This window comes from Chromobacterium subtsugae, assembly GCF_035919665.1.
Taxonomy (GTDB): domain Bacteria; phylum Pseudomonadota; class Gammaproteobacteria; order Burkholderiales; family Chromobacteriaceae; genus Chromobacterium; species Chromobacterium subtsugae.
Map to the genome: position 1 here is coordinate 2,713,490 of NZ_CP142381.1, position 25,416 is coordinate 2,738,905.

Consider the following 25,416-nt stretch of genomic DNA (forward strand, 5'->3'; position numbering starts at 1 on the left):
CGCTTAGCCCTCCTGCGCGCACTTGAGACAGTTCGGCGTGATAGCCTCAAGCGTCGACCCCATGGCGCTGGCCGGGATGCAGCCGCACAACTCGCCGCAGCCACCCTCCGGCACAGGCATCAGCTCATAGCCTTCTTTCAGCCAGCCTGGCCGCTTCAGCTGGAAATGCTTTTCCAGCATCTGCTCTGCGGTGCACAGCGCCCCTTCAACCCAACCTTGGCCTATGGAATACGCCTCGCCGACGATGAAAATATTGTGCGCATCAACCGGCTTGAGCATTTTCCACATGATCTGGTCCAGCCGGTAATTCGCCTTCCACTCATGCCAACCGCCGCCATAGGGGTCGTCGCTCCAGTCATGGTACACGGCGGAATACGGGCTCGGAATCTGCTGCTGGGCATGCACTTCCGCCACTTGCTTGTTCGCGACAAATACCATTTCCTCGGTAGCCACATGTTCCATCTGCGGAACAACATTGCTGCTGTCTGCTTCGATGCAGTCCGGACGATAACCGTTGAACGCAGGCCCCGCTTCCAGCCCCTTCCAAAACGGCACCGTGCTGATGTCGTTGTATGACGCCATCAGCAAGGAGTTCAGCCAAGGCTGCCCGCCGTCCTGCTCGCTTTCCGTGCCGAAGTAATAGACTTGGCGGATGGGCAGGTCCGTGACCGAGCGGCCAGCCACCAGGCCGAGCGAACGCCACCAGGGGCGCTCGTAGGCCAGGAATAGCTTGAACGCCGGTTGGATCAGCACCGACTTCAGATTTTCTTTCAGCCAAGGATCGCTAAAAAAGAAATCAGACTTGATCAGTTCAAGCGAGCGGCGCGGCATCGCAAGCACGATGTGCTTGGCATAGACAACGATGGGGTCGGCGCCATGATCAAGCAAAGAACGCAGCCCGCCCTCATGCTGCTGCACCTTGGTCGGACGGAAAACCAGCTTGTAGCGATATTCGCCAGTGTTTTCATGAATCTCGGTGAGGCAATGATTCATGTAAATCCGCTCTCCCTTGGGAACCAGGCCCGGGAGTTCATGATTGAATGCCTGCGCCAAGCTAATCGGCAGCTGATCGTAGCCATCCTTCAAGGTCAGAAATATCGTGCTGTCGCTATATTCCGTCGCCGGCAATTGAGTCACCGCATTGGCATTCGCCACATTGGCATCATATCCGCCCGCATCCTTCATGAATTGATAGCCTTCATTGGACAGAGCGCGGAACATCAGATCCCAGAAACCGTACTGCCAGAGGTGCTTGCCATACGCCTTAACCTGCATCTGCTGACACAGTGACAGATTCTGCATATTGGGGTAAATATAATTCATCACTTGCACTTGCAGATTCGTCGGCCCAAGGCCGCGCTCCGACCAGGAAAGGTTGTAAGGGACCTTCTCCGGATCGGACAATTCGTGCAGACGGAAGTGCTTGCCGCGCAAATAAAATATATTGCAGCTGGACCCGACCGGCGCAGGCTCCCCCATCGGAAAGGGCTTGGTGGCAAGACCAAGGTGGCCGATGAGATTGGCAACCATATAGTGCTGATCCGGAATATAACGCATGCCGCCCACTTCTGCCTTGACATTGGGCAGGCCTGGCATAGTCACCGTATATAGTCGTCCGCCAATGCGGTTGCTGTATTCAAACAAGGCGATTTTACGCTCCTCGCCATAAGCTTGCTGCAAACGCCAAGCGCTATACGCGCCAGAAGCGCCACCACCGATAATGGCAGTGTCCAGATATAAATTGCTCATATATTTTCCTTAAGTTGCTTGCTGATGCTTCAGGATAATCACTTAGAAAATTAATTGAGACGGCTCTCAGTCCATTGCTAATGATGGCCTGCTGTCAGATTTCCTTGGGCATCCGGCAAAACGATGCGCACATTCTGCATCATGCCCTGATCCTCATGGTCCAAAATGTGGCAATGCAGCACAAAATCTCCGACATAACGCTGGTAACGGGTGCGCACTATAAAGGTGTATCTTCCCGCCGCCGCATCCTTTTCACCCCCGGAAGTGCCGTCAAACAGGCTCTTGATCCACAGCGTGTCTTTCCACATCCCTTTCATGCCATGATACTGATCGTCGTCGTCATCAGCTTGTGGCATTGGCCCGCTAATATCTTGACCTTTCGGATTGATAATTTTGACTATTTGGAATGGATTGACATGAATGTGAAAGGGATGGCTGGCAAAGTCCGACGTCAGCGTCCATTCGTCCACGCCACCCAATGGGAGAGTACGGTCTATTCTTCCGCCATCGTAGGGCTTGCCATCAATCTGATAGAATGACTGGCCTTTCACAGACTGGGTGTCTATGTTAAATGCCAGTCGCTGCTGGCCAGTCAATTCCGAGTCCTGGATATCCGCATGCGGCACAAAGCGGGTTAGCTTCATATCATTCCGCAGATCCGCCACCACCAACTTTGCTACGGCGGAGGGGTAGTTATCTTGCGCAGCTTTGATCAACAGATTTTGCAGATGGCGCTTGATGCTGCCATCGATGTCATCGGGCACAACTGGCATATTTGCTGCATTGACATGGATCATGCCCAGCAGTCTTGTGTAAGGCTGAACCAGGTCAATATTGGAGCGGCCTACTTTGTTAATTAGGCAATAATCACCAGCTTGCGGAAAAACCATCAAAGCGTCCCAGCGGTACCCAGGCTGGAAAACTAGCCGCTTCTTCTGCATGGCTTGCGCCATAGTCAAACCATCCGCGGCCACCAAAGTGAAGGGGATGGGCTCGCCGGTGCACTCTTTATTGACATAGTCCTGAGTCTGTTCCGCCGTAAGTCCAGAAATATTCTGCGCGCTTTCATTGGAAATGGGTTCGCGGCGCCGAATTTCCAAAGCAATGGTATCTCTCACACCGCCATGTATCATTCTTCAGCGCTGCACCTTACCTACCTTCGCATTCTGGAGTTTGCCCATTACCACTCCGTTTATACTGGTATAACGGCCAGACTTTTCCCACCGACCAGGACCGAACAGATCGTAACCATCAACCTGCCCAATATCGCCATCATCACAACGATAAGGCCCGCCTTCCTCATCGTTTTTGGTTTTTATTTTTCTATCTTTTCCACGGCAAGCATATTGGATTTGCTGAAAGACAAAGGTATGCTCCTGGAACTGATCTTTATCTCTTGACACCAACAACGTGTCTAGATCTCCATGGACATGTGAATTCTTCTGACTGGAATTGGCCTGATTTCCATCCAGTTGAGGCTGCCTGTTGCCGCGAATGATTAAAGCACCTGCCATGCCGCTGGACACTTGCAGCGCCGTTGATCCATGCAGATGCGTGTGATACCAGTAGGTTCCAGCCGGATGCTCCAACGGGATGTTGTACTCGTACTGAAAAGCCACCCCGGGGTGAATGGCGAGCAGCACATTGTCGCTATTGCCGGCCGGATTGATCCATAAGCCGTGAGTGTGCAAATTGGTGCCATTGAAGCAGTGCGGCTTATTCGCGCTCCCCCCTTGAGAAACGCAACTCGGATCAGGCGGCAGATCATTGTGCAGCGTGATTCGAACCGTTTGACCCGGATGGGCCTGGATCAAAGGCGCGATGAATGACTTGGTGACCCGTGATGCCCGGCATGGCTTTCCATTCTCTCCAGGATCGCACCAGGGGCGGTAGCCGCGCAGCAGGACGCGGTCAAAATGCGCCTCTCCCTCTTTGTCTGCCGATGGATTGCGTATCTTTCCACTCAGCATCGCAACTTCCAAATCCAGATCCACAGTATCAGGAGTCAGGAATTCCGGCTTGTCAAATACGCCAGACTCCGATTTCGACAAAGCTGGGAGGGACATGAAGTTCTGCAGCTGCAGCGTCCCCTTTTTAGGCTTAGGCTCGGATAGATCGCGGGGGTGCAGCGGTGGCGGATCCGCGATTGCCGTGGGATCAGGCAGCGGTTCCGCTGCCGCCAGCACGGCCCATCCCAACATGAGCACGCCTTGAGCGGCGGCGGCCAGTCGAGTGATAACCCGTTTGCTTGCGATGTGCTGCATATTTTCCTCCGCTGAAAAGCTGCGCCCAACGGCGCAGCGCAAACTCGTCGACCATCAATAGGCGCTCCATCCGATCAGAGGCGCCATTGGTGTCAATCCACAGCCGCGCCCGGTCCGCCGCCAGCGCCCCGCGCCGCTTGCGTCAAGGGCCGCGCCCAGAAATCCATATGCCGCCAGCGCGCCTCTTCGCTGTACAAACGGTTTCGCAAGCGCAAGTAGTCGGAAAAGCGGGTGAAAATGCCATTCTGGTAATCGTGCATGGCCTGGGGATTTCCACCCAAATCATTCGCCACCGCCCGCCCCGCAGCCTCTCCGTCTTGCAAGGCTTTCAAAATGCCATGCGCCGTCAATGGGTCATAGCTGCACGCCGCATCGCCCACGGCCAACCAGTCCCGGCCCGCCACATTGCTCAGAATGGCGCTGGGCGCGGCCGCCACCCGCACCGCGCCCGGCATGGAGGCGGGACGCGCGCGCAGCATGACCGGCCATAGATGGCGGGTGCTTTGCAATGCCGCCATCCACGCCACCGGGCCTTGCGGCTTTGCGGGATTTTTGCGGTCCGTCGCATAAGCCGCGACTATCCTGCCGCCCGGCACGCCAGCCGCGTACCACCAGCCATTTTCCACCGCCTCCAGCCAGGAGCGCGCGGGGAAGGCCATGGCATCATCACAGTGCAAATAGGCATATGACACGTTCAGGCAGTCTATTTCGTTGCGCATCACGCCAAGGCGTCTCGCCACGACGGCGGCGGCCCCGCTGGCATCCAGCACAAAGTCCGCCCGCTGCAGGAGCGCCTGGCCTTCCCTCTCCAAATCCAGCAGCCAGCCACCGGTGTCGCGCCGCGCCAAGCCGCGCAAGCGGCACCCCTTCCATAAGCGGGCACCGCGCTGTTGTGCCGCCGCCAACATGCTCGCGTCGAAAGACTGGCGATCCAAATGCCAGCCGCAACGGTGCGGATCAATCAGGAAATCATTGAAGCCCCAGCCGTCTCGCCCCCAGCACGCAGCGCTGCCCACACTGGGCAAGTGCCCCTGGGCCAGAAAGTCATTCCACACACCCAGGCTTTGCAAAATCGGCGCGCACGAAGGCGGCAGGCACTCTCCTACCCGATCCGCCCTCCCGCCTGAGTCGCTGTCCAGCATCAGCACCCCATCCACGCCGCAAGCCAGCAAGCTGAGGGAAGCGGCGCAGCCTGCCACGCCTGCGCCGATGACCGCGACACGGACGGCTTCCGCTTCCGCCACATCGCATGTTTGCAGCGCCAGGCTCCGCGTCGTCAAACCTTCCCCTCAGGCTCAGGCGGCACGGAAGCCGTAGGAAACGGCTGCACTGGCGGTCCCTCCTCCGGGCCCCACTGGCTGGACACCTCCAGGAACAGCTTGCCGCCATAGCTGCCTCCCTGCGCGGATGGAATCTGCAAGCCTTGGATCACAAAGCCGGTCTTGTTCCATTGCCGCATATAATCTGCATGCTCTCGGAAGCTGCCCGCTCTGGCCGGGTATTCCGTCTCGGTTCCGACTCCGCGGATGGAAAACACCTGATTGCCCAATTTCCAGGTTCCCGTTGCCGGGTCGTAATCGCAACTGGACTTGGGAAACACCTGCACCGGGCGCTGCGCCGGCCACGACCAGAACAGCACATTGTTAGGGTATGGAGTGCCGTTGCCATCTACATTGATGGGATTCGGCTTGGGCAGGTGGACTGCGCAGGAGTTGTAATCGGTATGCCAAGGCACCGACATGAACTTGGAAAGATCGCCCGGCTCCACCGCTCCGATTTGCCGCGGCACATAGCCGCAACGCAGCACAGGCTCGCCGCTGTCGATGTTGGCGTAATCGATCCGAGCCTGATTGATACGGAAGGGGCCGCAGTCGCGCTCGCGCCAATTCTGGATGTACAGATTGCGGTCCCGCACCGGGAAAGACACCTCGATGCCCGGGCTGTAACGGCCGCCCAAACAGTTGGCCAGCGCGGCATAGTCCAGTTTCTCTCCCACGCTCAAGGGCATCGCGTCTTCGGCCGAAAACTGCTGTTTGTGCCAACACTGCAAAAAGAAATATTGGCTGCGGGTCACTGTCAGGAAGCTCTTGCGAGCGTCGCCCAAAGACAAGGGCATCAGCGGCCGGCCCGTTTGCATTTCCTGGGGCGAGCCTTCCGGATTGCGGATCAGTTTTTCCAAGTCCTGAATGATCGCGCCGGGATCCGTCGTGGGCTGAATGGCGCCCACCCCATCATGGGCATTCACAACATGGTTCGGTAAATTGGTGCCCCAACGCTGCAACATGGCCGCCCGGAAAATAGGCTGCACCTGATGGCGGAAACAGGGCTGATACTCGCCATGGTTGAATGCGTTACCACGGTAGAGGCTCGGCATCAAATCGAGTTCACGCACCCACATGTCGAAAATATCGTCCCAGGCGGACACGACATTGCGGATTTGCGGCGCATAGCCGGGATCGCCAGTCACCACCCAGGCACCATGGGCCTCGCAGCTTCCATCATCGAACACCACCACCGCATTGACCGGGCCATCTGACGTATCATCAAACCACAGTCCATTCTCGGTTGAGTTGGCCAGGCTTGGTGGCAGCCCCGTTGCCGATAGCTTTACCCCCGCCGTATGGCCAAAACCCCCGGTGACGAGCAAGCGTCCTTGGGCATCGACTCGCAACTCCCCCAGGGAGGCGATCGGCCCCAAGGGCTGCTCCAGATACGGGTGGGCATCATCGGGAAAATGTTGCGGGTAATCCAAAAACTGGATATTGCCCTTGCCATCGGCAAAACAGGCGCGTTCACGCTTCGAAAAGGCCTTGGTTTTGCCTTGATCATGAAAGGCGCTGATGCTGCGCGGGCCAGGATCGATCACCAAATCCATGCAACGCTTGGCGTTGCTCAGAATTTCGCGCCAATACGGCGAGCCATTCGTCGTCGGCAGCAATGGGAAGTTGGGCGGCAGATTGGGATAATAGCCATTGCGCAGCGGCACGCTGGCTGGATCGTCATAGCCATCCAGCCCATCGCTCCCGATGGCGAAGTTGTTGAGCTTCTTGTTCGCCACATGCACGGTCCAAATGATGTCCTTCACTATTTTGGCGCCTAGCCGGGCACCCAGCACCACTTCCACCGGCTGAGCCTGCGGACCCATCGGATACTGATTCAGATGCTCGCCCTTTAGATAGGCGAAGATGCGAAAACGCGCCGCCTGCCGCTTGACCAACCCTTGCGCGTCGCGAAAATCGCTTTCGTCGATCGGCGTATTTTCCGTGCCGGCCTTGATAGGCAAACCACCCAATAGATCGCTATCCGGCAGGCTTTCGCCAGCAGGTGTTTCTGGCGCAATGTAGAACTCATCGCTGCTCCCCACGCGCGCGATATTAATGGCCGGGTGCACCCGCAGAATGTAATCGCTCATCAAGTCATCCTCCTTAGTTCGACTTCTTCGACGATTGCAGGTCGAAATACAGATTGTTCATGATGTGGCTGATGCTAAGGTTCTTCCCAGGCAGGGTTTGTTGCCCCGGTCCGCCGTAATGCGGCATGGTCTGATGGCAGGCAAAACAGTTGTCCATGCTGCTCTGCGACTGGGTGAACGTTTCGATGGCAGCGTTGGACAACCTCGTGGATCCGGCCAGCACCACCCCGCACTGGTTGGCGCCGGGCTGGAAGTTGCAATTTGCTTGCAGCGGCTTACCCTTCTGGGTATCGAACCAGATGGCCCCGACTTCGAAATAATTGTTCCACGGCCCCTCGAGCTTATTGCGCACCGCGGTATTCAGCGCCTTGATATTGGCGGCGTTGGCTGGCTGCTTGTCCGGACCGCTGCCGTACGGATACATCCGGCACACCTGCGTGACGGGAGTGAATGTCTGGCGGGTCTCATCCAGCTCCAACTTGCCGCTGGACGCCAGGTTCTGATTGCAAGCGGAAAGCGGCGTGTTCTTGGCGTAAAAACTCCAGTCCCGGTCCGAAACCGGCGTTTTGGGGTCTTGTATCGCTCCGGCATCGACATCCGGCGCGTTGTCGACATGCTCGAAGGAAGCCCAGATCATTTCTTCGTGATGCCGCGTGGTGCCGACAACATGTAAGCCAACCAAGGCCAATACAACCTCTTGAGGGTAAGTTCGGTCTAATTCGAATCCCTTCCCGCGCTTCTTAAGCGGATATACCTCCGCCGTTCGCGTATAAAACTTGTGGGATACGTCATTGCGTTTCTGTTCCTCGCTTGACAGCACCTTCCAAGCCGCCTTCAAGGTCAATGTTCCTACCGGATAGTTAATGCCCGGATTGAAATCGCGGATGCGTTCCGCGCTGTTCAGGCCCTGCTCTTTGACGAAGTTGGCGAAAACATCATTCAGATACATCGAGTAGTAAACAAGCCGGCCATTCTGGTCGACCAGCATGCCATCCGGCCCCGCTTGCAGGTATTCGTCTAGCGGCCTGTCATCCTTCAAGTTCAGCGCCGGCAGGAAGCTGTCGGCCGATGACTGGGACTTGCCTCGCAGGATACGGGGGTCCGGAAAGGTAAGGAAACGCGGCAGAGTCTGCCCCTGATGATCTGGGTCTGGCAGCGCCTGCGTCAGCCACAGAAACATTTGCCATGACCATTGATGGAAGGCGCAATTGCTGGCGTCGGCAGCGAACTGTCCGGAGTTTGGCTCCAGCGTCTGCCGATGGGGAAACCATCCCTCTTGAGGCAAACAGGAATTTGCGGCCTTGCCTGCCACCGCCACCGCGCTCTTTTCGGGCGAATACGCCTGCTCGGCCCCGATCACACCGCTCAACAACGCGGCGCCGCCAATCGCCAAGCCCAGCCACGCCTTGGTGCGCAAGGAGAAAATCTTCATTGGATGTCTCCATGAATGCGTAGAATACGATCGCAGCCGGCCTACCCAGCAAGCTGCAAAGAGAGTAAGTGAGAAATACTCAAACCGTGGAACTCAATCCATACAATCAGGCGCGGATCTACTTCGATCCCATCTGCCGAGAAAATCACCTCATGCCTTGCAGGCACACCCTTCTGCATTTTCGGTGCGCCTATACATCCAAGCAGCCCTACCATCCATTCAGGCATGGATGCGCTTGCCGCCAGTCCACTGCGATATGCAACTTGCCATGACTTGAATTTGGCAATGCTGGCTTTCGCAGTTTTATTTTCGCCAGACGCCAAAGCATGGCGCTTAACATTTCAATGCAATCACATGCTATGCCAGTCATAGCCAAGCCAGAAGACGCCGCTTTTGCACAAGGGCTGGAAAGATTTGCCGCAAGGATATTAATTTCTCCTTGCGCCAACAAAAGACAATTCATTTGTCATTTTAAATTAGGCGCACACAGCCTAGCTATGTCATAGTAATAAGTATGAATCAGATCGCTTCTGCACCTCCCGACGCAGGCCTTCGTGGCCTGCGCGTCCTGATCGTCGACGACAATGCGCAGGACCGCATGCTGCTGATGGATTTTTTGTCAAGGCACGGTTGCCGCCTTTACATCGGCGAGGATGGCCGGGATGGCTATCACAAAGCGCAGGCAGTGCAGCCGGATGTGATCCTGATGGATATCTCCATGCCGCGATGCGACGGGCTGACCGCCTGCCGGTTGCTGAAAGCCAATCAGCAAACCTCCACCATTCCGCTGCTGTTTCTCACCGCGTCCGCACTGCCCAAGGAACGGGTGGAAGGCTTGGCCGCCGGCGCGGTGGACTACGTCACCAAGCCTTTTGATTTCGAGGAAGTCCGGATGCGCTTGTGCATCCATCTGCGGATGACCCCGCCTTGCTCGCAGCCGCCGGCCGCGCCGGCAGATAAAAGCAAAGAACCCAAGGCGGGCGGACTGGACGGGGTGCTGTACCGCTCCGCTCGCAAGTTGCTGCTGGCGGCGCTGGATGTCACGCCGGAGCTGGCCGGCTTGGCGCAGGCGGTGGGCACCAACACCCGGCGGCTGAACCAGGCCTTTCGCAGCTGCGCGGGCATGACGGTGTTCGATTTCCTGCGCGAGGCCCGGATGAAGGAGGCGCGGCGCTTGCTGGTGGAAACCGACCTGCCGGTGCAGTCGATCGCGCAGGCCACCGGCTATGGCAACCCGGCCAATTTTTCCACCGCGTTCAAAGACAGGTTCGGCTGCCCGCCTACCAGCCTGCGCCATGCCGGAGATGCGGGCGCATGATCTGGCGCGCCTGCTTGCTCTGGCTGCTGCTGGCCTGCTGCGGCTGGGCCGGGGCGGCCGTCCCTGTCGATTTGGCCGGCGCGCCCGAGCATGTCCAGCCAAATGAAAAACTGGACATCATGCGGGAGCCGGGCAAGCGCTTGACGCTTACCCAGGCGCTCGCGAGCCCCAACTGGCAGGCCGCCACGCTCAAACGGCTGACAGCCGGCTTCTCTTCCGACACTTATTGGCTGCAAGGGCAGCTTGACAATAGCGGCAGCCAGCCGGTGACGCGCTGGCTTTCCGTCGGCTCGTCCCGGCTGGAGGACATCCGTTTTTATCGGCTGCCGCCGCATCATGTTCAGGTGGAGCAGGCCATCCTGGCGGGCACCCGCATTCCGCTGGCCCAGCACCCCGTTCCCGCGCTGCTGTCGGTGTTTCCCATCACCTTGGCGCCGGGTGAAAGCATCCGCTTTGTCCTGCGCATCCGCAGTCGTTCCATCATCAGCATTTCGCCTGAGCTATGGACGCAAACGGCCTATCGCGCCAACCAGGACCGACAGCTGGCCATGGAAATGCTGCTGGTCGGCTCCATGCTCACCATTGCCCTGTACACGCTGGCCATGGGTCTGGCGCGTCGAGACCGGATTTCGCTGCTGCTGGCGGGCATGGCGTTTTGCGTCTTAATGGCCGATCTTTCCTTCCAGGGATATCACTATTACTACCTGATGCAAGGCGGCGGCGATGCGGTTTTACGCATGACTGGCGTGCTGCCCTGCCTGGTCGTGGCGTTTGTGCTTGCCTTGATGATGCGCTTCATCGAAGCCGGCGGCATCGCGCTCTGGCGCTGGCTATACCGAGCATCCATGTCCGGGCTGGCGGTCTGCGCCGCGGGCACTGCCTTTGGCGACTACAGCATGTTCATTTATGCCTTGAACTGGTTGTTGGTGCCCTGCCTGATTTTGATCTTTGGCAGTTGCCTGCACCGATGGCGGCAAGGTTCGCGCGAGGCCAGGCTGTTTTTCCTGGCCTTCTGCCTGTACAGCAGCCGCGCCATTCTGAAAATGGCCGTGGGGTTTGGCCTGCTGTCCGAATCCATGATTGGCGGGGCGGAAATCATCTGGGGCAATCTGTCCATCATCCTGCTGCTGCTGGCCGTCAACATTCGCCGCCAACGGCAGTTGCGGCTGGAAAAGCAGCAAGCTCAGGATGCCTTGCTGGATGCTCGTTTAAAAGAGCAGGAGCGTCTGCAGGACGCAGTGGACGAGCGCACGCGGGAGTTGCAGGGCGCCTTGATCGCCGCCGGCGAAGCCAACCGCGCCAAATCGGACTTTCTGGCCCGCGTCAGCCATGATCTGCGCACGCCGCTCACGTCCATCATCGGCTTTGCCGACCTGATTCAGGCCGGCGGCCACAGCGATGCCGAGCGCGGCGGCATCATCCGCCGCAGCGCCACCCATATGCTGCAAATGATCAATGATCTGATCGACTACGCGGCCGGCGCCTCGCCTAACGCGGTGAAGAAAGAGCCGGTTTACATCCATGCGCTGCTTCAAGCGATTGCGCAGGAACACGAGAGCCTCTCGATGAAAAAGGGCAACCGTTTCCTGCTGGAGGCGGGCGCGGAGTTGCCCCCGGTGTTGGAGCTGGATGGCAAGCGCGTGCGCCAGCTATTGGGCAATCTTCTGGACAATGCCAATAAGTTTACCCAGTCGGGCCTTATCATTCTCGCCGTCGATTACCGTCGGCATCTTGCCGGGCAGCCTGGCAAGCTGTCGCTTACGGTGAAGGACTCGGGCTGCGGCATTGCCGTTGAGGACCAGCGGCGCATTTTCGAACCGTTCCTGCGGCTGAGCCAGGCGCGCTCCCAGCCCGGCATCGGCCTTGGCCTGTCCATCGTCAAGCAATGGGTGGAGCGCATGGGCGGCGCTCTGCAGATCGACAGCGCGCCGGGGGCCGGCACCGCGGTCAAGATCACGCTGACGGCGCCCTCCTTGTCCGAGGCGGACATGGACAGCTATTGCAGGCCGGATGCGCTGGGCGTGCTGCCGCAGATAGACGGAAAAGGCAAAACGGTCTGGCTGGCGGAAGATACGCCCGACATCCGACGCTTGCTGGCCGATGAGCTGACGGGCCAGGGTTTTGCCGTGGACGCTTCGGAAAATGGCTTGGAACTGATCCGGAAAATGCAGCGACTGAGCTCCTCGCCCGATTTGATACTGACCGATCACATGATGCCCGGCGCCAACGGACTGGCGGTACTGGCCGAAGCGCGCCAACGGCTGCCCGGCGTGCCGGTGGTGGCCATTTCCGCGCTGCCGCAACCGATAGGGCCGCAGAGCTACGACGCCAGCCTGCTCAAACCGATCAACCTGGCGGAACTGCGCAATACTTTGGCCAGCTTGTTGCAACTAGGCGGCCCACCTTTCGCCGAGACGCCGCCCGACGCTAGCCATGCCCAGCGGCCGGATGCCAGCCAGCTGGAAGAAGCCCGCCGGCTGATTAGCCTTGGCGCCATGACGGATCTGCTGGATTGGGCCGAACACATTGCCCAGGACGACCTGCGCTGCCAGGATTTCATCGAGCGGCTGCGCCAATTGGTCAGGCAAGGAGAGCTGTCGTCTTTGCAGGCGCTTTGCGAAGAATAGCTACGCCTGGCCGGTCAGGCAAAAGGCCTTTGGCATTCAAAAGAAACAAAAATAAAATCAACAGCATAAATCATTGTCGGCATCGACATAAGCCTGTAGCTCCGCTCCCCCGCCGGGTAGAATCGTCACAGGAGAATGCGCATACGCGCGCTCGCCATGATGAAAACAGCCATGCCGCCCTTTCTCCGGCGGCATGCATAATCAACAATAAAGAGCGGCGGGGCCGCGCCCGGCCCTGCGGCGAGCATCCGTGGGAAACGCCATGTCCGACAGCAAAATCTCCATCGCCCTGCCCCACTCGATTCGCGTCGCCTTGCTGGACGACCACCTGATGATCCTGCACGGCCTGAGCGGCCACCTGGCTGGCGTGGCCGGCCTGCGCGTGGCCGGCAGCTTCACCGCCAGCAGCCAGCTGATGCAGGCGCTGGCCGGCGGGCTGGCAGCGGAAACCGACGTGGTGGTGATCGACTACGCGCTGCGCCCCGACGACATCGACGGCCTCAACCTGATCCGCGCGCTGCGGATACGCTTTCCGCGGCTGCGGCTGCTGGTGATGTCCGCCTACTACACGCCCGCCACGGTGGCGCTGGCCCTGCGCGGCGGCGCCCATGGTTTCATCGGCAAGGAGCAGGGGCTGGACGAACTGGTGGCGGCGATCCGCGCGCTGGCGGACGGGCGCGACTACCTCAGCCCGGAGATGTCGCGCGAATTGCATGCCCGGCCGGAGGCATCGGACGCGCCGCAAGGCGCAAGCCCCACCCTGCTGGACCACCCCGACCTGTCGCCGCGCGAGCGCGAAGTGCTGCGCTGCTGCCTGCACGGACTGTCGGTGAGCGATATCGCCGCCAAGTTCTCGCGCAGCGTCAAAACCATCAGCAACCAGAAGCAGTCGGCGTTGAAAAAGCTGGGCCTGCGGCGCGACAACGAGCTGTTCCAGCTGCAGCAGCGTCTGGAGGAAAAATGAAATCCACCGCCCGGCTGGCGGCGTGGCTGGCCGCCGCCCTGCTGCTGGACCACGGCCAAAGCCTGGCCAGCCCGTTCAATCCGGCCGAGCGCGCCTGGCTGGCGCGCCACCCGGTGGTGCGCTACGCGATAGACCCGCACGGCTGGCCCATCGAATATCTGGAGCAAGGCGAGCACAAGGGCCTGACCCAGGAGTACCTGCAACGAATAGGCGACATCAGCGGCATCCGCTTCCAACTGGTGCCGGTGCAAAACCGCTTCCAGGCGATGACCATGATGCTGCAGGGCAAGCTGGACCTGCTCACCGCCACCTCGCCCAAGCTGATTCCCGCGCCGTTCAATCAGCAGATGCTGTTCACCGACCCCTATTTCTCCGGCAGCACCCTGCTGGTCACCCGGCCGGACAAGCCCATCGTGTTCGACCCGGCCAAACTCAGCGGCAAGACCGTCGCGGTGGAGCAAGGCGACCCCTACGAATACTTCCTGCGCCAGTACTACCCCGACATCCGCATCGTGCCGACGGCCACGCCGCTGGCCGCGTTGGACGCGGTGGCGGAAGACCGCGCCTACGCTGCCGTGGGCCTGGACGCCACCTTGCAGGCGGTGATCCAGCGCCGTTATTACGGCACGCTGCACATCGCCGGCAGCGTCAGCGAAATGCCGCGGCTGGTATCGATGGCGGTCAACCTGCGCCAGCCCATGCTGCGCGACATCATCGATAAATCGCTGGGCCAGCTCACCGCCGAGGACACCGACGCCATCCTATACACCTGGCTGCGCACCACCGACTACGGCATGCCGTCGTGGGGCTCCATCGCCCGCTACTACGCTTTCGAGCTCAGCGCGCTGGCCGCCGGCTTGCTGGCGCTGGCGCTGCTGGCCCAGCGGGCCCGCGCCGCCCAGCGCGCCGCCCAGCGCAGCGAGGCGGAAAAATCGCTGTTTCTGGCGGTGATGAGCCATGAAATCCGCACGCCGATGAACGCCATCCTGGCATCGGTGGAGCTGCTGCGCCGCGCCGCGCTGCCGCCGCGCGAGCAAGAGCTGGCGGCACTGGCCAACGCCTCGGCGGTGAACCTGCTGGAGCTGCTGGACAATGTGCTGGACATCTCCAAGCTGGACGCGCGCAAGCTGGCGCTGGAGCCGGTAGCCACCGACATGGCGGCGCTGGCCGGCAGCGTGGCCGCCGTCTACCGCCCCTGCGCGGAAAAAAAGGGCTTGAAGCTGACGGTGCAGCTGAGCGGACTGGAGCGCCCGCTGCTGCTGGACCCGGTGCGCATGCGCCAGATTCTGAGCAATCTGCTGAGCAACGCGGTGAAGTTCACCCACCAGGGCGAGGTGCTGCTGCGAGTGGATCTGCGGCTGGCGGAAGGAGAAAGCGGCGCGTTGCTGGTGACAGTGCAGGACACGGGCATCGGCATCGAGCCGGAACAGCAATACCGGCTGTTTTCCGCCTTTTCCCAGGCCGACGACACCACGCGCCGCTACGGCGGCTCCGGCCTGGGGCTGGCGATCTGCCGCCAACTGGTGGAGTTGATGGCCGGCAGCATCACGCTGTCCAGCTTGCCGGGGCTAGGCACCACCATGACCCTGCGCCTGCCGGTGGACTGCCTGCCGCAGCCCGCCGCCAAGCCGGCGGACATCGACGCCGCCCCGCCTTCGCAGCCGGCGTCGCCAAGCGCCGCGGTCCTGGTGGTGGAAGACCAGCCGGCCAACCGCTTCGTCATCGCCCAGCAACTGCGGGAGCTGGGCTACCGCGCCGAAATGGCGGAGGACGCGCCCGCCGCGCTGGCGCTGCTGGAGCAAGGCCAGCGTTTCGCCATGGTGCTGCTCGATTGCGACCTGCCCGGCATCAGCGGCTACGAGCTGGCTCAGCGGCTGCGCGCCCATCCGGCGCTGCAGCCGCCGCCCCATCTGCCCATCGTCGCCATTTCCGCCACCACCGGCATCGCGCACCAGCAACGCTGCCTGGAAAGCGGCATGGACAGCTGCCTGTCCAAGCCGCTGCGGCTGGAGCAGCTGCGGCAGATCCTGGCGCTGTGGCTGGAAACTCCCGCCGCCTCGCCAGAGGAACAAGCCGATGCTCCGACCTCGTCCGACGCCGACCTGCAACGGATATTCCGCAGCAGTTGCGGGGAAGACGCCCAGCTGCTGGAACAGGCGCTGCAGGCGCGCGACTGGCCGGTCGCCATCCACCACGCGCATCGGCTGGGCGGCGCGGCGCTGTCCACCGGCCACGCCGAGCTGGCCGATGCCGCGCGGCAGATGGAAGCCTTGCTGCGCCAGCCGCAAAAGGACGACGCCGCGCTGCGCGAACAGCTGGCCCGGCTGCGGCAGGCGCTAGGCTAGGCGGCGCGCCACCGCGGCCTCGACATCGGCGACGGTGCGGATGCCGACGATGTCCTCGACGCCGATCTCGATGCCGAACTCGTCGTTCAGCATCATCACCATGTCGAGCAGCTCCAGCGAATCGGCGCACAAATCGTCCACCAGCCGCGACGCGGGCTGGATCCGGTCCAAATCCGCGCCCAAGCTGGCGCCCAGCACCGCCAGCACCCTGGCCTCAATCGCGCGCGGCACGGCTGCGCTCCCGGATGGCGGCGGCGTCCAGATGCTGGCCGTCTACGGTGAGGACCACCGTGGACGCCGGCGTGGCGGGCTCCCGCCGCCTCGCCTCTTCCGCGGCGTCCAGCCCCAGTCCGGCCAGCAACTGCGCCACCAGCGGGTTGGCCGGCTCGCCGCGCGGCAGCAGCGCCGTTTCGCGCGCCAGCCGCCTGCCCAGATCGACCAGCGCCTGCCGCCGCGGATGGGCGTCCAGCAAGGACAGCAGTTGGCCCAGCCTGGGCGCTACCGCGGCGTCGCCGTCGGCGAAGCGTTGCAAGGCCCGGCGCTGGTCCAGCTGCGCGCGCGGCAGCAGCTCGTCGCGGCTGCGGTCGAATTCGCGCCGGAGCGGCCACGGCGTGGCCGGGTCCGCCTCCAGCGCTTCGCGCAGCGCGCTCATCAACAGCAGCGCCGGCGCTTGCGGATCGCTGCGAAACGGGTAGCCGCGCAGGTAGTCGGCGGCGGGCAGGCGCGGCGCGGCGCCACGCAGCGCGATGCCGGCGAACGGCGCGCCATCCTGGGTCGATATGGATGGGCCGGCGGCCGGAGGCGGCCCCGGCGGCAGGTCCGGGGCGGGTCCGGCAGCCGGCATGGCCGCCAGCCCCCATTGCAGCAACCGCTGCACCGCGCTGTCTTGCGGCCATTCGCCGCGCGCAAGATTGGTCAAGCGCGCCAGCCGGCGCACCTGGCCGCGCAGCTGCTCTCTTTGCGGGTGCCGGTTCAGCCCCTGCTCCAGCACCGCCCACTGCGCAGCATCCACGGGCGCTTCATATGGCTGCCGCGCCTCGCCCGGCGTTTCGCGCAATGCCGCGTCGCGCGCGCGCGCCAGCTCGGAGAACGGCGAATGCGGGTCCATCTCGCTGGCGGCATCCAGCCTTAGCGCGCTGCGCATGTCCACCACCAACGCCCTTGCCGCCGGGTGCGCGTCGTCCCGGCTTTGAAAACCGATGGAGCGCAGCACCGCTTCCGGGTAATAGCTGCGCCAGGCCGGGAATGGCGCCGCCTGACCGTGGCCATCGGCCTGGGTCGGGCTGGGCGGCGCGGGCTCAGCGGTTGCCGGATGGGTCTGGACGGCGGCGTCCCGCGCCAGGCTGGCGGCCGGAGGCATCGGCGGCTTGCCGGATGCGGTCGGCTCGGCCTGCGCCTTGCCGCCGTCGCCCGGATCGCGCCGCAGCTTGAGCGCCAGGGACAGCGGCGTCGGCGCGCCGCGGCCGCGCCGGCTGTTGTCGATATGGCGGCTGTTGTCTATGTGCCGGCTATTGTCGATATGGATGTCGCCAATGCGGATGTGGACGCCGCCGGCCGCCTCCGGCTTCGCCGCGCCGTCATCAGCGGCCGGGCTGGCCGGATCGGCCCTTCCCTCGGCCGGCGGCTGCAGCTGCGCCAGCACATTGCGCATCAGCAGCGGCAGCACTGCCACCGTGTCCAGATCGCGCGCCAGCTTGCCCACCCCCAGCCCGTGCAGCTGCACCAGCTCGTCGCGGCCTTGCCGCAAGGCTTCGAAGGCCTGGTGCGCGGCGCGGTCGAACACGCCGGTCAGCTCCCGTACGCAGGCTTCGTCCAGCTTGCCCGCCAATTGGTGCTCCAGGTATTGCCGCACGAAGGGCAACACCTCCCGGTTCATGAAATCGGCGCCCAGCCGCGCGGCGTCGCCGCCCAGCTGCAAGGCGGCGAATTGCGCCAGCTGATGCTCCAGCCGGGCGCGCAGCTGGTAGCCCTTGGCGGTTTTCGGCGTCCACGGCCCGAAAGCCGAACGCTCGCCCAGGCCGTCCTTGAGAATCTGCGCGGCGTATTGCCGCGCCTGCCCGTCCAGCGCGGCTCTCGCCTCCGCGCTCAAGTCCGGGCTTTGCGCCAGCCGGTGGAACACTTTGGCGAATTCCGCGATTTCCAGCTTGGCGTAGGCGTTGGCGGAGGACTGGTACAGCTGGCGCAGCCGCTCCGGCTGGCCGGACTGGCCGAACAGCGCGTCCAGGCTGCGGTTGGCGAAGTCGGTCTTGAAACCCTCCAGCCCCACCGCCGGCGCGGCGGCGGCGCCGCGCATCCTGCCGGCCAGCGGGGTTTGCGGCCCCGGCTCCCGCGCGGCGGACGAAGACAGGTCCGGGCAGGAGTTCGATCGTTGCAATGTGATGGTCATGCGCGCTCCCGGAAGTTCGGCGTCAGATCTGCAGGAAGGACTTGGCGGTTTCCAGGCAGCTGCTGATGGTGCTGCTGAGCACCTTGACCAGGTTGTCGAACAGCGAGTTGGCGTTGCTGTATTTCTGGGTCAGCGTCTGCAGCGTGTTTTTCAGCTTTTCTTCCTGGGCGTCGAAACCGGCCTTCCAGGACTGGAACTTGGCGTTGTCCAGTTCCACCTTGCCGCTGCCCAACTTGTTCAGCTCCGTTGTCATCACGGTGATCGGCCCCAGGTCCAGCACCACCCCGTAACCGCCGCCCGGCAAGGGCTTCACGCAGCCGTCCGGCAGGCCCAGCTCGCTCGCCCACTGCTTGGCTTGCGCCTCGGTGGCCTTGGCGCCCTGTTTGGGAAACAGGATGGCGGCGGAATTGGGCAGGCTGAAATCGGTTTTCAGCTTCTCCAACAGCGTCACCAGCTGGCCGACCTCCAGCGTCACCTTGTCGCCCTTGTCGTTGGACGAAATCAGGCTGCCCAGCTTGGCCAGGATGTCGCTGAACGCCTGGTAGAAGGCGGTGTACTTGCCCACCACATTCTCGTAGACGCCCAGATAGTTGTCGTTGATGCCGCCGATGGCCTTGGCGATGTTGTCCCACAACACGCTGTCCGGATACATCTGGTGATCAGCCAGCGTCGGCGCCTGCTCTCGCAGCAGCTGCGGCGCGGCGTCAAGCGCCGCGTCGTTTTCGGCGGCCATCGCGCTCGCCGCTTCCGGCGCCAGACGGTAGCCGGCCGCGCTCAGCCCGCGCAGATTGCCGTCCAGCTGGTGCAGCGCCAAGGCCTTGCGGTCCTGCGTTTCGCCGGCGGGCGGCCGGCCGGCGGCGGCGTCTCGCTGTTGCGACTGCAGCGCGGCGTACAGCTGCTTGGCGGACTGCAGCGTGGCCTGCATCAGCTTGGCGTTGGGCGGAAGCGGCGCGCTTTCCCCGCGCGGCGGCGCGGTTTGCAGCTCGGCGGCCGGCGCTTCGCTTTGCGCGCGCGCGGCGGAGTACAGCGGAATGGACGGGGTGCGGATCAGGGAGTCGAGCATGAGTCTCTCCACGCCCGCCAGCAGGACGCCGGCGGGCGACAGGGCAGCCAGGGCGTAACGCCCCGGCCCGGTTGACGGGATCAGGCGCGGATGTTGCCGGCGATGGCGCCCATCGCGGCGCTCTTGGACTGGCTGACGCCTTCCAGGGTCTTCAGCAGATCCTGGATGATGCTGTCGGCCTTGCGGCTGCGCTCGCGCGCCTCGTCGGAGGCGTTGGAGGCCACCCGGCCGGACGCCTGGCTGATCTGTTGATCGGCCTGCTCCAGCGTGGCGGCGTAGCGGCCGGAGCCGCCGGCGATGCCGCCGGCGGCGTTGGATGCCTCCATGATGGCCTTGCCGGTGGTCTGCTTGGCCTGCGACTTGAGCCGGGTGTCTTCCAGCGCGGCCTGCTCGGCGCGGGTTTTCACCGGGATGTCGTCGCCGACGCTGCCCAGCGCGGCTTCATGCTGGCTGGCCAGACGCTGATTGCTGGCCTGCAGCGGCACCGCGCCGTCGCGCGCGGCGGCCATGCCGTCCGCCACCACGGCGCCGGCGCCCGGCTGGGCATTCATCTCGGCCAGGCTCTGGCGGTTGCCCGCCTGCGGCGACGCCAGCTTGATGTCTTTCATGCCGTCGGCGTCCGCGCCCAGCTTGACGCTGCCCTGGCGGCCCAGCGCGCCCTGGATGTTGCGCGCCTCGTCGCCCAGCTTGTTCAGCTTGGGCGCGTTGTTCTTCAGCGCGCCGCGCTCGGCGGACAGGCCGCTGAGCTGCTTCTTGGCACCGACGCCGGTGACGCCGAACTGGATCGCGCCCTGCGCCACGCTGCTGGACAGATTGGACAGGCCCTCGCGCACCATGGAAGCCGCGGTGCTCTTGGTGGCGTCGAAGCTCACCTGCGACAGCTTGCTGCTCAGGGCGCTGTCGGCGGTGCGCAGCGCCGACATCAGCACGATGGCCTGCGCCAGCAGCGCGGCCATGCGGGTGGACATGCCGCTGATGTCGAAGGCCGGGTCCTTGGCCTCGTCGCCGCGCGCTTTCAATTCCTTGTCGATGAGCAACTCCAGCTTGCCCATGGTCTGCTCGATGCCGGCGGTGAACTGGCGGTCGTCCAGCTTGCCGCTCAGCCAGCGGTGCAGCGCGCCGGCGTCCTCAGGCTTCAGCATGCCTTGCGGCTTGGCGAGTTCGGGCTGGCCCGCCAGCGCGCCGGCCAGTTCGCGGCCGGTTTCGCCGCTGGCGCGCAGCGCCGGCAGCAGGGTGGCGACGGAAATCAGGCCGTCGGCGGCGCGCGCCTTGGGGCTGTCGGCGCCGGTCGGGAGGGAAATGGCGAGGGGGCTGCTGTGATTCAGGCTGATCATATTCTATGGCTCCTCTGGTTCAGGCGTGGCTCTGGCGCAGCACGAAACGGCTGGCTTCCGCGTTTTGCTGCAGCGCGGCGGACATGGCCGCGGTCAGTTCCTGGGTGATTTTCTGGGTGCTGCCGAAGGCTTCCACCGCCTGCTTCAGCCATTGCTCGATCTGCTCCATCGAGGCGCGCGCCAGCGAGAAATCCGCCAACGCTTCCGACGCGTTCTTCATGAACACGCCCTGCGCCACGCCGCCGCCGGCCTGGCTGGCGGCATTGACCACCTCGCCGCCCACCACCACGCGGTTGAGCGTGTTGCGGATCAGCTGCTTGGACAGCTCGTCGGTGCGCAGACCCAGGCTGTTGCCCAGCCGCTGCATGCCCTGGCTGAGCAGCTTGCCGCCGTTGCTGGCCAATTCCTTCAGCAACTTGGGCACCAGCTTCTTGATGGTATCGCCCATCAATTTGCTGAGCGCGCCGCCCAGCTTGCTGGCCGCGCCCTTGCCCACGGTGGCCACCACCACCATCACCACCACCATCGCCACCGCGGCGATGATGGCGCCAGCGATGGCGCCCACCATTTCGGCGGTTTTCTTGTCCACCCCCATGCTTTCCAGGGCCTTGCTCAGCGCCTTGCCTATCAGCTCCATCAAGGGCTTGAGCACTTTTTCCATCAGCGGCTTGAGCGCCTCTTCCATGAAGGACACGCCGGTGGTGGCCTTCACCACCTCGTCGGCCACCATCAAAGCGACACCCACCGCGGCCAGCGCCAGGCTGGCGCCGCCGGTGAAAGCCGCGGCCACGACGCTGACCACCGTCAGCAGCGCGCCCAGAATCTTGCCCACGCATCCCATGACGCGGTTGAGCTCCTCCGCCTTGCGCACCTCTTCCTGGTACTCGGCGGATTTCTTGTCCATCTCTTTTTGCCGGCCTTCCTGCATCGCTTCGAACAGGGCCAGGTCGTTCTTCAGGCTGTTTTCGCTATTCTCGCCCACCAGCTTGGAGAACATCGCCATCAGCATGGTCAGCTTGCCGACATTGCTCAGGTGGTCTTCCGCGCCCTTGCGGGCCGCGTCGGTGTTGACGTTGGCGCCCTGCACCTTGCCCGCCAGCTCGTCCGCCCGCTTGGCCTTGTCCACCGCCACCAGGCGGGCTTTCTCCGCCAGCTCGCCCGCCTGGCCGGCCTTTTGCAGCGCCAGCTGCGCCTCGGCCGCCGCTTGCTGGCTGGCCGCCTTGGCCTCGGCGTAGCCCGGGTCGTCCGGTTGCATCGCCTCCAGCTTCGCCTTGGCGGCCGCGGCCTTCTGCTGCGCGGCGTCGGCCGCCGCCTTGGCGGTTTCATACTCGCCTTCGGCGCCGCGGAAGGCCTCGGTGGCGGCCTGCGATTCGGCCACCGCCTGCTGGAATTCCTGCGACAGCTGATTGCCCATCGCCTGCTGCGACTCCATCATCGCGCGCCAGGTCGCCAGACGGCTCTCCAGCTGCGACAGCGAGACATTTCCCAGCAGCGTCATCAGCTGGCCCAGCAGCAGCGTCAGCTTGCCGCTGCCGTCCAGCTCGCGCTGGGCCTTGGGGCTGGGCTGGCTCAGCGCCGGGGTGGCCAGATCGCGCTCGCTCACTGTCGGCTTGCCTTCGCCGGCCCGGGTGGCCAGCACCGCCTTCAGCGCCTTGTCGGCGGCGTCGAGAAAGGAACCGTCCTTGCGCACGCTGTCGAAAGCCGCGCCGGCAAGGCCGGGATTGCGCAGATACGCGCTGCCTATGGTGCCTGCGTCACTCATGCCTGCTCCTTTTCCTGCTCGCGGGACTGCCCGTTTTCGGTTTCCTGCAAAGTGTCCAGATACACCTGGGCCTTGGCGCGCAGCGCTTCGTCGGCGCTTTGCTCGCATACCAGTTCGAAGCACTGCCTGGCCTTGGCGGCCTTGCGCAGGAACAGCTGGCACTGGCCGGTGAAAAACACCGGCCGGTAGTCGTCCTTGCTCAGCGCGAAGGCCACCGCGTAGAGGTCGGCGGCTTTCTGGAACTGTTTCTTCAGCTGGCAAACCGCCGCCAGGCCCATGATGTAATCGGAGTTGTAGAAATCGTAGATGCAAAGAAAACGGAAAAAGGTCTCCGCATCGTCGAGCCGTCCCTTGTTGTAAAAATCGTAAGCGTGCGCGTACAGGCCTTCCATCATGTCCTGCGGAATCCCGTGCACGTCCTTCAACGTGGCGCCTCCGCTCACGGCTTCCCAGACCATCTCCGCAAAGCGGTCGTCGCTGACGTTGTCATTCGCGTTCATATCTGCTCCTGGTAAGGTCACCAACCCGGCAGAGCTGGCTAGCAACCGCCTGTGTGGCAAGCGGTCGGAATCATTTAAGCGCGGAGCGCGCGGGCAAACATTCAGGAATCGCTCATCCGGCGTTCGGCGGGTTGTCGTCCGGCTCCGGCTGGCCGGCGTTCTCCACCTGCTCCAGCCAGACCAAGAGGCGCAGCACTTCGTCCACCTCCTCCAGGCTGACGAAGGAATAGCGGCGATGGCCGGCGAAGATCCGCCGCGCCAACGGCACGTCGCGCACCACCGGCACGCCGACCTTCTCGGCGTAGGCTCGCACCGCCAGCGCGCGCTGGTTGGTTTCCAGCACCGACACGAAGGGGATGGGCACGACTTCCGGGCGGAAGTAGATGCCGATGGCGATGTGAGTGGGGTTGGCGATGATCAGCCGCGAGTTCTCGATGTCGGACTTCACCTGCTCGGATAGGATTTCCATATGCGCCTCGCGGCGGCGCGACTTGATTTCCGGATTGCCTTCCTGTTCCTTCATCTCGCGCTTCACTTCCTGCTTGTCCATCTTCATGTCCTTCATGAACAGGAAATACTCGGCGATGGCGTCCAGCAGCAGCACCAGCACGATGCAGCCCAGACAGGTCAGCACCAGCGACAGCAACAGCTCGCGCCACACGCCGGCCATGTCCAGCGGGCTGCCGTTGAGCTGGGAAAACAGCAGCTCCTTGTGCTTGCGCCAGATCACCGCCACCGCCGCCGCGAAGCTGGCCAGATAGAGCAGCGCCTTCACCGCCTCCTTCACCGTGCGCAGGCTGAACAGCTTTTTGAAGCCGTTGACCGGGTTGAGCGCCGACAGATTGAGCTTCAAGGCCTCGCTGGCCAGCACGAAGCCGCTTTGCAGCAAGGCCGGCAGCGCAGAGGCGGCGACGCACAGCAAGAAAATGGGCAGCAGCAGCTTTAGCCCCAGCCAGGCCACCGTCTTGGCGTAGCCCGCCATGTCCAAGCTGAAGCCGCCGGCGATGGCCTGGCGAAAGGCGCCCATCAACTCCACCAGCGAGCCGAAAGACACCAGATAGGCCACGCCGCACAGGGTGAGACAGGCCACCACCAGGTCGCGGCTCTTGAAGGACTGGCCCTTCTTGGCCGAATCGCGCAGCCGCTTGCGCGTCGGCTGTTCGGTCTTGTTCGACATCTCAGCCTCCGGCCGGCAGCCAGCCGGACAAGGCGCCGGGCTGGAAAGACAGCCGCGCCAGCGCGTCCGGCAGCACCGGCGCGAAATACAGCAGCATGATCAGCAGCGCCACCGCGCTCTTCACCGTCAGCGACACCGCAAAGGCGTTCATCTGCGGCGCGAAGCGGGACAACAGGCCCAGCACCGCCTCGGTCAGCAGCAGCGCCGCCATCACCGGGCTGGCCAGCACCACTGATTTGGACACCACCTGATTGAGCAGGCTCAGCAGCGGCGCCAGCGCCGGCATGCCGCCGCCCAGCGGGTCGCACAAGCGGTAGCTTTCGCGGAACAAATCCAGCATCAGCGCCATGCCGCCTCCCTGCAGATAAACCGCGGCGGCGAACAGATTGAACAGATTGGCCAGCTCCGAGGTGTCCACGCCGTTGGCCGGGTCTATGCTGCTGCTCAGCGTCGCGCCGCGCTGGTTGTCTATGATGCTGCCCAGCGCGTGGAACACCCAGAACGGCCAGGCCAGCAGGCAGCCCAGCAGCAAGCCCACCGTCGCCTCGCGCGCGATCAGCGCGGCGAACGACAGCGCGTCGAAGGCCGGCAGCGCCTCCGGCGCGTGCGGCCACAGGCCCAGCGCCACCAGCATCGCCGCCGAGGTGCGCACCACCCCGGTCAGCACATTGCTGTTGAGAAAAGGCAGGATGAAGAACACCGGCGCCACGCGGGCGAAACCCAGCGCCGCCGCGGCCACCCAGCCGTGGATCTCGAAAAACAGCCCGAACGCCATGGCCTAGCCCTTGGCCAGCGCCAGCCGCATCACCTCGCGGCCGAAGGCGAGCAAGGTTTCGCCGTACCAGCCGGACAGCAAGAACAGGCACAGGCTGACGCCGAACAGCTTGATGCCGAACGGCAGCGTCTGCTCCTGCAGCTGGGTGACGGTTTGAAACAAACCGACCAGCAGGCCGATCACGGTGGCGACCACGATGGGCCAGGCCGACATCAGCAGCACCAGGTAAAGCGCCTTGTTGCCGGCGAAAACCAGGTCGTTCATAGGAAAACCTTTCAATCAACAAAAACCGTGCACGCAGGAGCCTA

At 63.1% G+C, this 25,416-nt stretch carries 19 protein-coding genes; 4 read left to right on the forward strand and 15 right to left on the reverse strand.

All coding sequences use genetic code 11. The features are described 5' to 3' along the window. Positions 1-3: 3 nt before the first annotated feature. The 6 genes from U6115_RS13040 to U6115_RS13065 all read right to left on the reverse strand — a co-directional run bounded on the left by U6115_RS13040 (position 4) and on the right by U6115_RS13065 (position 8,857). On the reverse strand, positions 4-1,749 hold the full coding sequence (locus tag U6115_RS13040; protein ID WP_076098212.1) for a flavin monoamine oxidase family protein: 1,746 nt from the start codon (positions 1,747-1,749) through the stop codon (positions 4-6). 77 nt (positions 1,750-1,826) lie between these two features. Beyond that, the gene (locus tag U6115_RS13045) at positions 1,827-2,867 is read right to left on the reverse strand and encodes a multicopper oxidase domain-containing protein (protein WP_172670426.1); all 1,041 of its coding nucleotides are present in this window, start codon (positions 2,865-2,867) and stop codon (positions 1,827-1,829) included. Positions 2,868-2,885: 18 nt separating this feature from the next. Then, the gene (locus tag U6115_RS13050) at positions 2,886-4,013 is read right to left on the reverse strand and encodes a multicopper oxidase domain-containing protein (RefSeq protein ID WP_101527448.1); all 1,128 of its coding nucleotides are present in this window, start codon (positions 4,011-4,013) and stop codon (positions 2,886-2,888) included. Between the two features lie 92 nt (positions 4,014-4,105). Next, on the reverse strand, positions 4,106-5,293 hold the full coding sequence (locus U6115_RS13055) for an NAD(P)/FAD-dependent oxidoreductase (RefSeq protein WP_122983719.1): 1,188 nt from the start codon (positions 5,291-5,293) through the stop codon (positions 4,106-4,108). Then, positions 5,290-7,425: a LodA/GoxA family CTQ-dependent oxidase gene (locus U6115_RS13060; protein ID WP_043572091.1), complete on the reverse strand. Its 2,136-nt coding sequence runs from the start codon at positions 7,423-7,425 to the stop codon at positions 5,290-5,292. The genes U6115_RS13055 and U6115_RS13060 overlap by 4 nt, the downstream gene beginning before the upstream one ends. Before the next feature lie 13 nt (positions 7,426-7,438). Beyond that, positions 7,439-8,857 carry a hypothetical protein gene (locus U6115_RS13065; protein WP_052257903.1) on the reverse strand — a complete coding sequence of 473 codons (1,419 nt, stop codon included), beginning with the start codon at positions 8,855-8,857 and terminating at the stop codon, positions 7,439-7,441. Between the two features lie 514 nt (positions 8,858-9,371). Here U6115_RS13065 and U6115_RS13070 point away from each other — a divergent pair. The 4 genes from U6115_RS13070 (at position 9,372) to U6115_RS13085 (ending at position 16,111) form a co-directional block, all read left to right on the forward strand. Continuing rightward, complete coding sequence (locus tag U6115_RS13070) at positions 9,372-10,175, forward strand: response regulator transcription factor (RefSeq protein WP_043572089.1); 804 nt, start codon at positions 9,372-9,374, stop codon at positions 10,173-10,175. Between the two features lie 119 nt (positions 10,176-10,294). Further along, positions 10,295-12,802, forward strand: coding sequence for a hybrid sensor histidine kinase/response regulator (locus U6115_RS13075; protein ID WP_326912753.1), 2,508 nt, complete (start codon positions 10,295-10,297; stop codon positions 12,800-12,802). A gap of 262 nt (positions 12,803-13,064) precedes the next feature. After that, positions 13,065-13,766: a response regulator gene (locus U6115_RS13080; RefSeq protein ID WP_052257901.1), complete on the forward strand. Its 702-nt coding sequence runs from the start codon at positions 13,065-13,067 to the stop codon at positions 13,764-13,766. Next, a complete protein-coding gene (locus U6115_RS13085) occupies positions 13,763-16,111 on the forward strand; it encodes an ATP-binding protein (protein WP_052257900.1) in 2,349 nt (782 codons plus the stop codon). The genes U6115_RS13080 and U6115_RS13085 overlap by 4 nt, the downstream gene beginning before the upstream one ends. On the opposite strand, the gene U6115_RS13090 is transcribed toward U6115_RS13085, so the two are convergent. From U6115_RS13090 to U6115_RS13130, 9 genes are all read right to left on the reverse strand, one after another. Beyond that, entirely contained in the window at positions 16,103-16,342 is a 240-nt protein-coding gene (locus U6115_RS13090) for an acyl carrier protein (RefSeq protein WP_043572087.1), read from the reverse strand. The genes U6115_RS13085 and U6115_RS13090 overlap by 9 nt on opposite strands. Then, positions 16,326-18,497 carry a hypothetical protein gene (locus tag U6115_RS13095; protein WP_101527447.1) on the reverse strand — a complete coding sequence of 724 codons (2,172 nt, stop codon included), beginning with the start codon at positions 18,495-18,497 and terminating at the stop codon, positions 16,326-16,328. The genes U6115_RS13090 and U6115_RS13095 overlap by 17 nt, the downstream gene beginning before the upstream one ends. A gap of 22 nt (positions 18,498-18,519) precedes the next feature. After that, positions 18,520-19,560, reverse strand: coding sequence for a type III secretion system needle tip protein SctA (gene sctA / locus U6115_RS13100; protein ID WP_052257899.1), 1,041 nt, complete (start codon positions 19,558-19,560; stop codon positions 18,520-18,522). Between the two features lie 80 nt (positions 19,561-19,640). Then, positions 19,641-20,894 carry an IpaC/SipC family type III secretion system effector gene (locus tag U6115_RS13105; RefSeq protein ID WP_052257898.1) on the reverse strand — a complete coding sequence of 418 codons (1,254 nt, stop codon included), beginning with the start codon at positions 20,892-20,894 and terminating at the stop codon, positions 19,641-19,643. Between the two features lie 19 nt (positions 20,895-20,913). Then, the gene (locus U6115_RS13110) at positions 20,914-22,656 is read right to left on the reverse strand and encodes a type III secretion system needle tip complex protein (protein WP_043572083.1); all 1,743 of its coding nucleotides are present in this window, start codon (positions 22,654-22,656) and stop codon (positions 20,914-20,916) included. After that, complete coding sequence (gene sicA / locus U6115_RS13115) at positions 22,653-23,156, reverse strand: type III secretion system translocator chaperone SicA (RefSeq protein ID WP_043572081.1); 504 nt, start codon at positions 23,154-23,156, stop codon at positions 22,653-22,655. The genes U6115_RS13110 and sicA overlap by 4 nt, the downstream gene beginning before the upstream one ends. Positions 23,157-23,268: 112 nt before the next feature. After that, positions 23,269-24,333: an EscU/YscU/HrcU family type III secretion system export apparatus switch protein gene (locus U6115_RS13120; RefSeq protein WP_043572078.1), complete on the reverse strand. Its 1,065-nt coding sequence runs from the start codon at positions 24,331-24,333 to the stop codon at positions 23,269-23,271. Position 24,334: 1 nt separating this feature from the next. Then, positions 24,335-25,108 carry a type III secretion system export apparatus subunit SctT gene (gene sctT / locus U6115_RS13125; RefSeq protein ID WP_043572076.1) on the reverse strand — a complete coding sequence of 258 codons (774 nt, stop codon included), beginning with the start codon at positions 25,106-25,108 and terminating at the stop codon, positions 24,335-24,337. Positions 25,109-25,111: 3 nt separating this feature from the next. Continuing rightward, positions 25,112-25,372 carry an EscS/YscS/HrcS family type III secretion system export apparatus protein gene (locus U6115_RS13130; protein WP_043572074.1) on the reverse strand — a complete coding sequence of 87 codons (261 nt, stop codon included), beginning with the start codon at positions 25,370-25,372 and terminating at the stop codon, positions 25,112-25,114. Between the last annotated feature and the right edge of the window lie 44 nt (positions 25,373-25,416).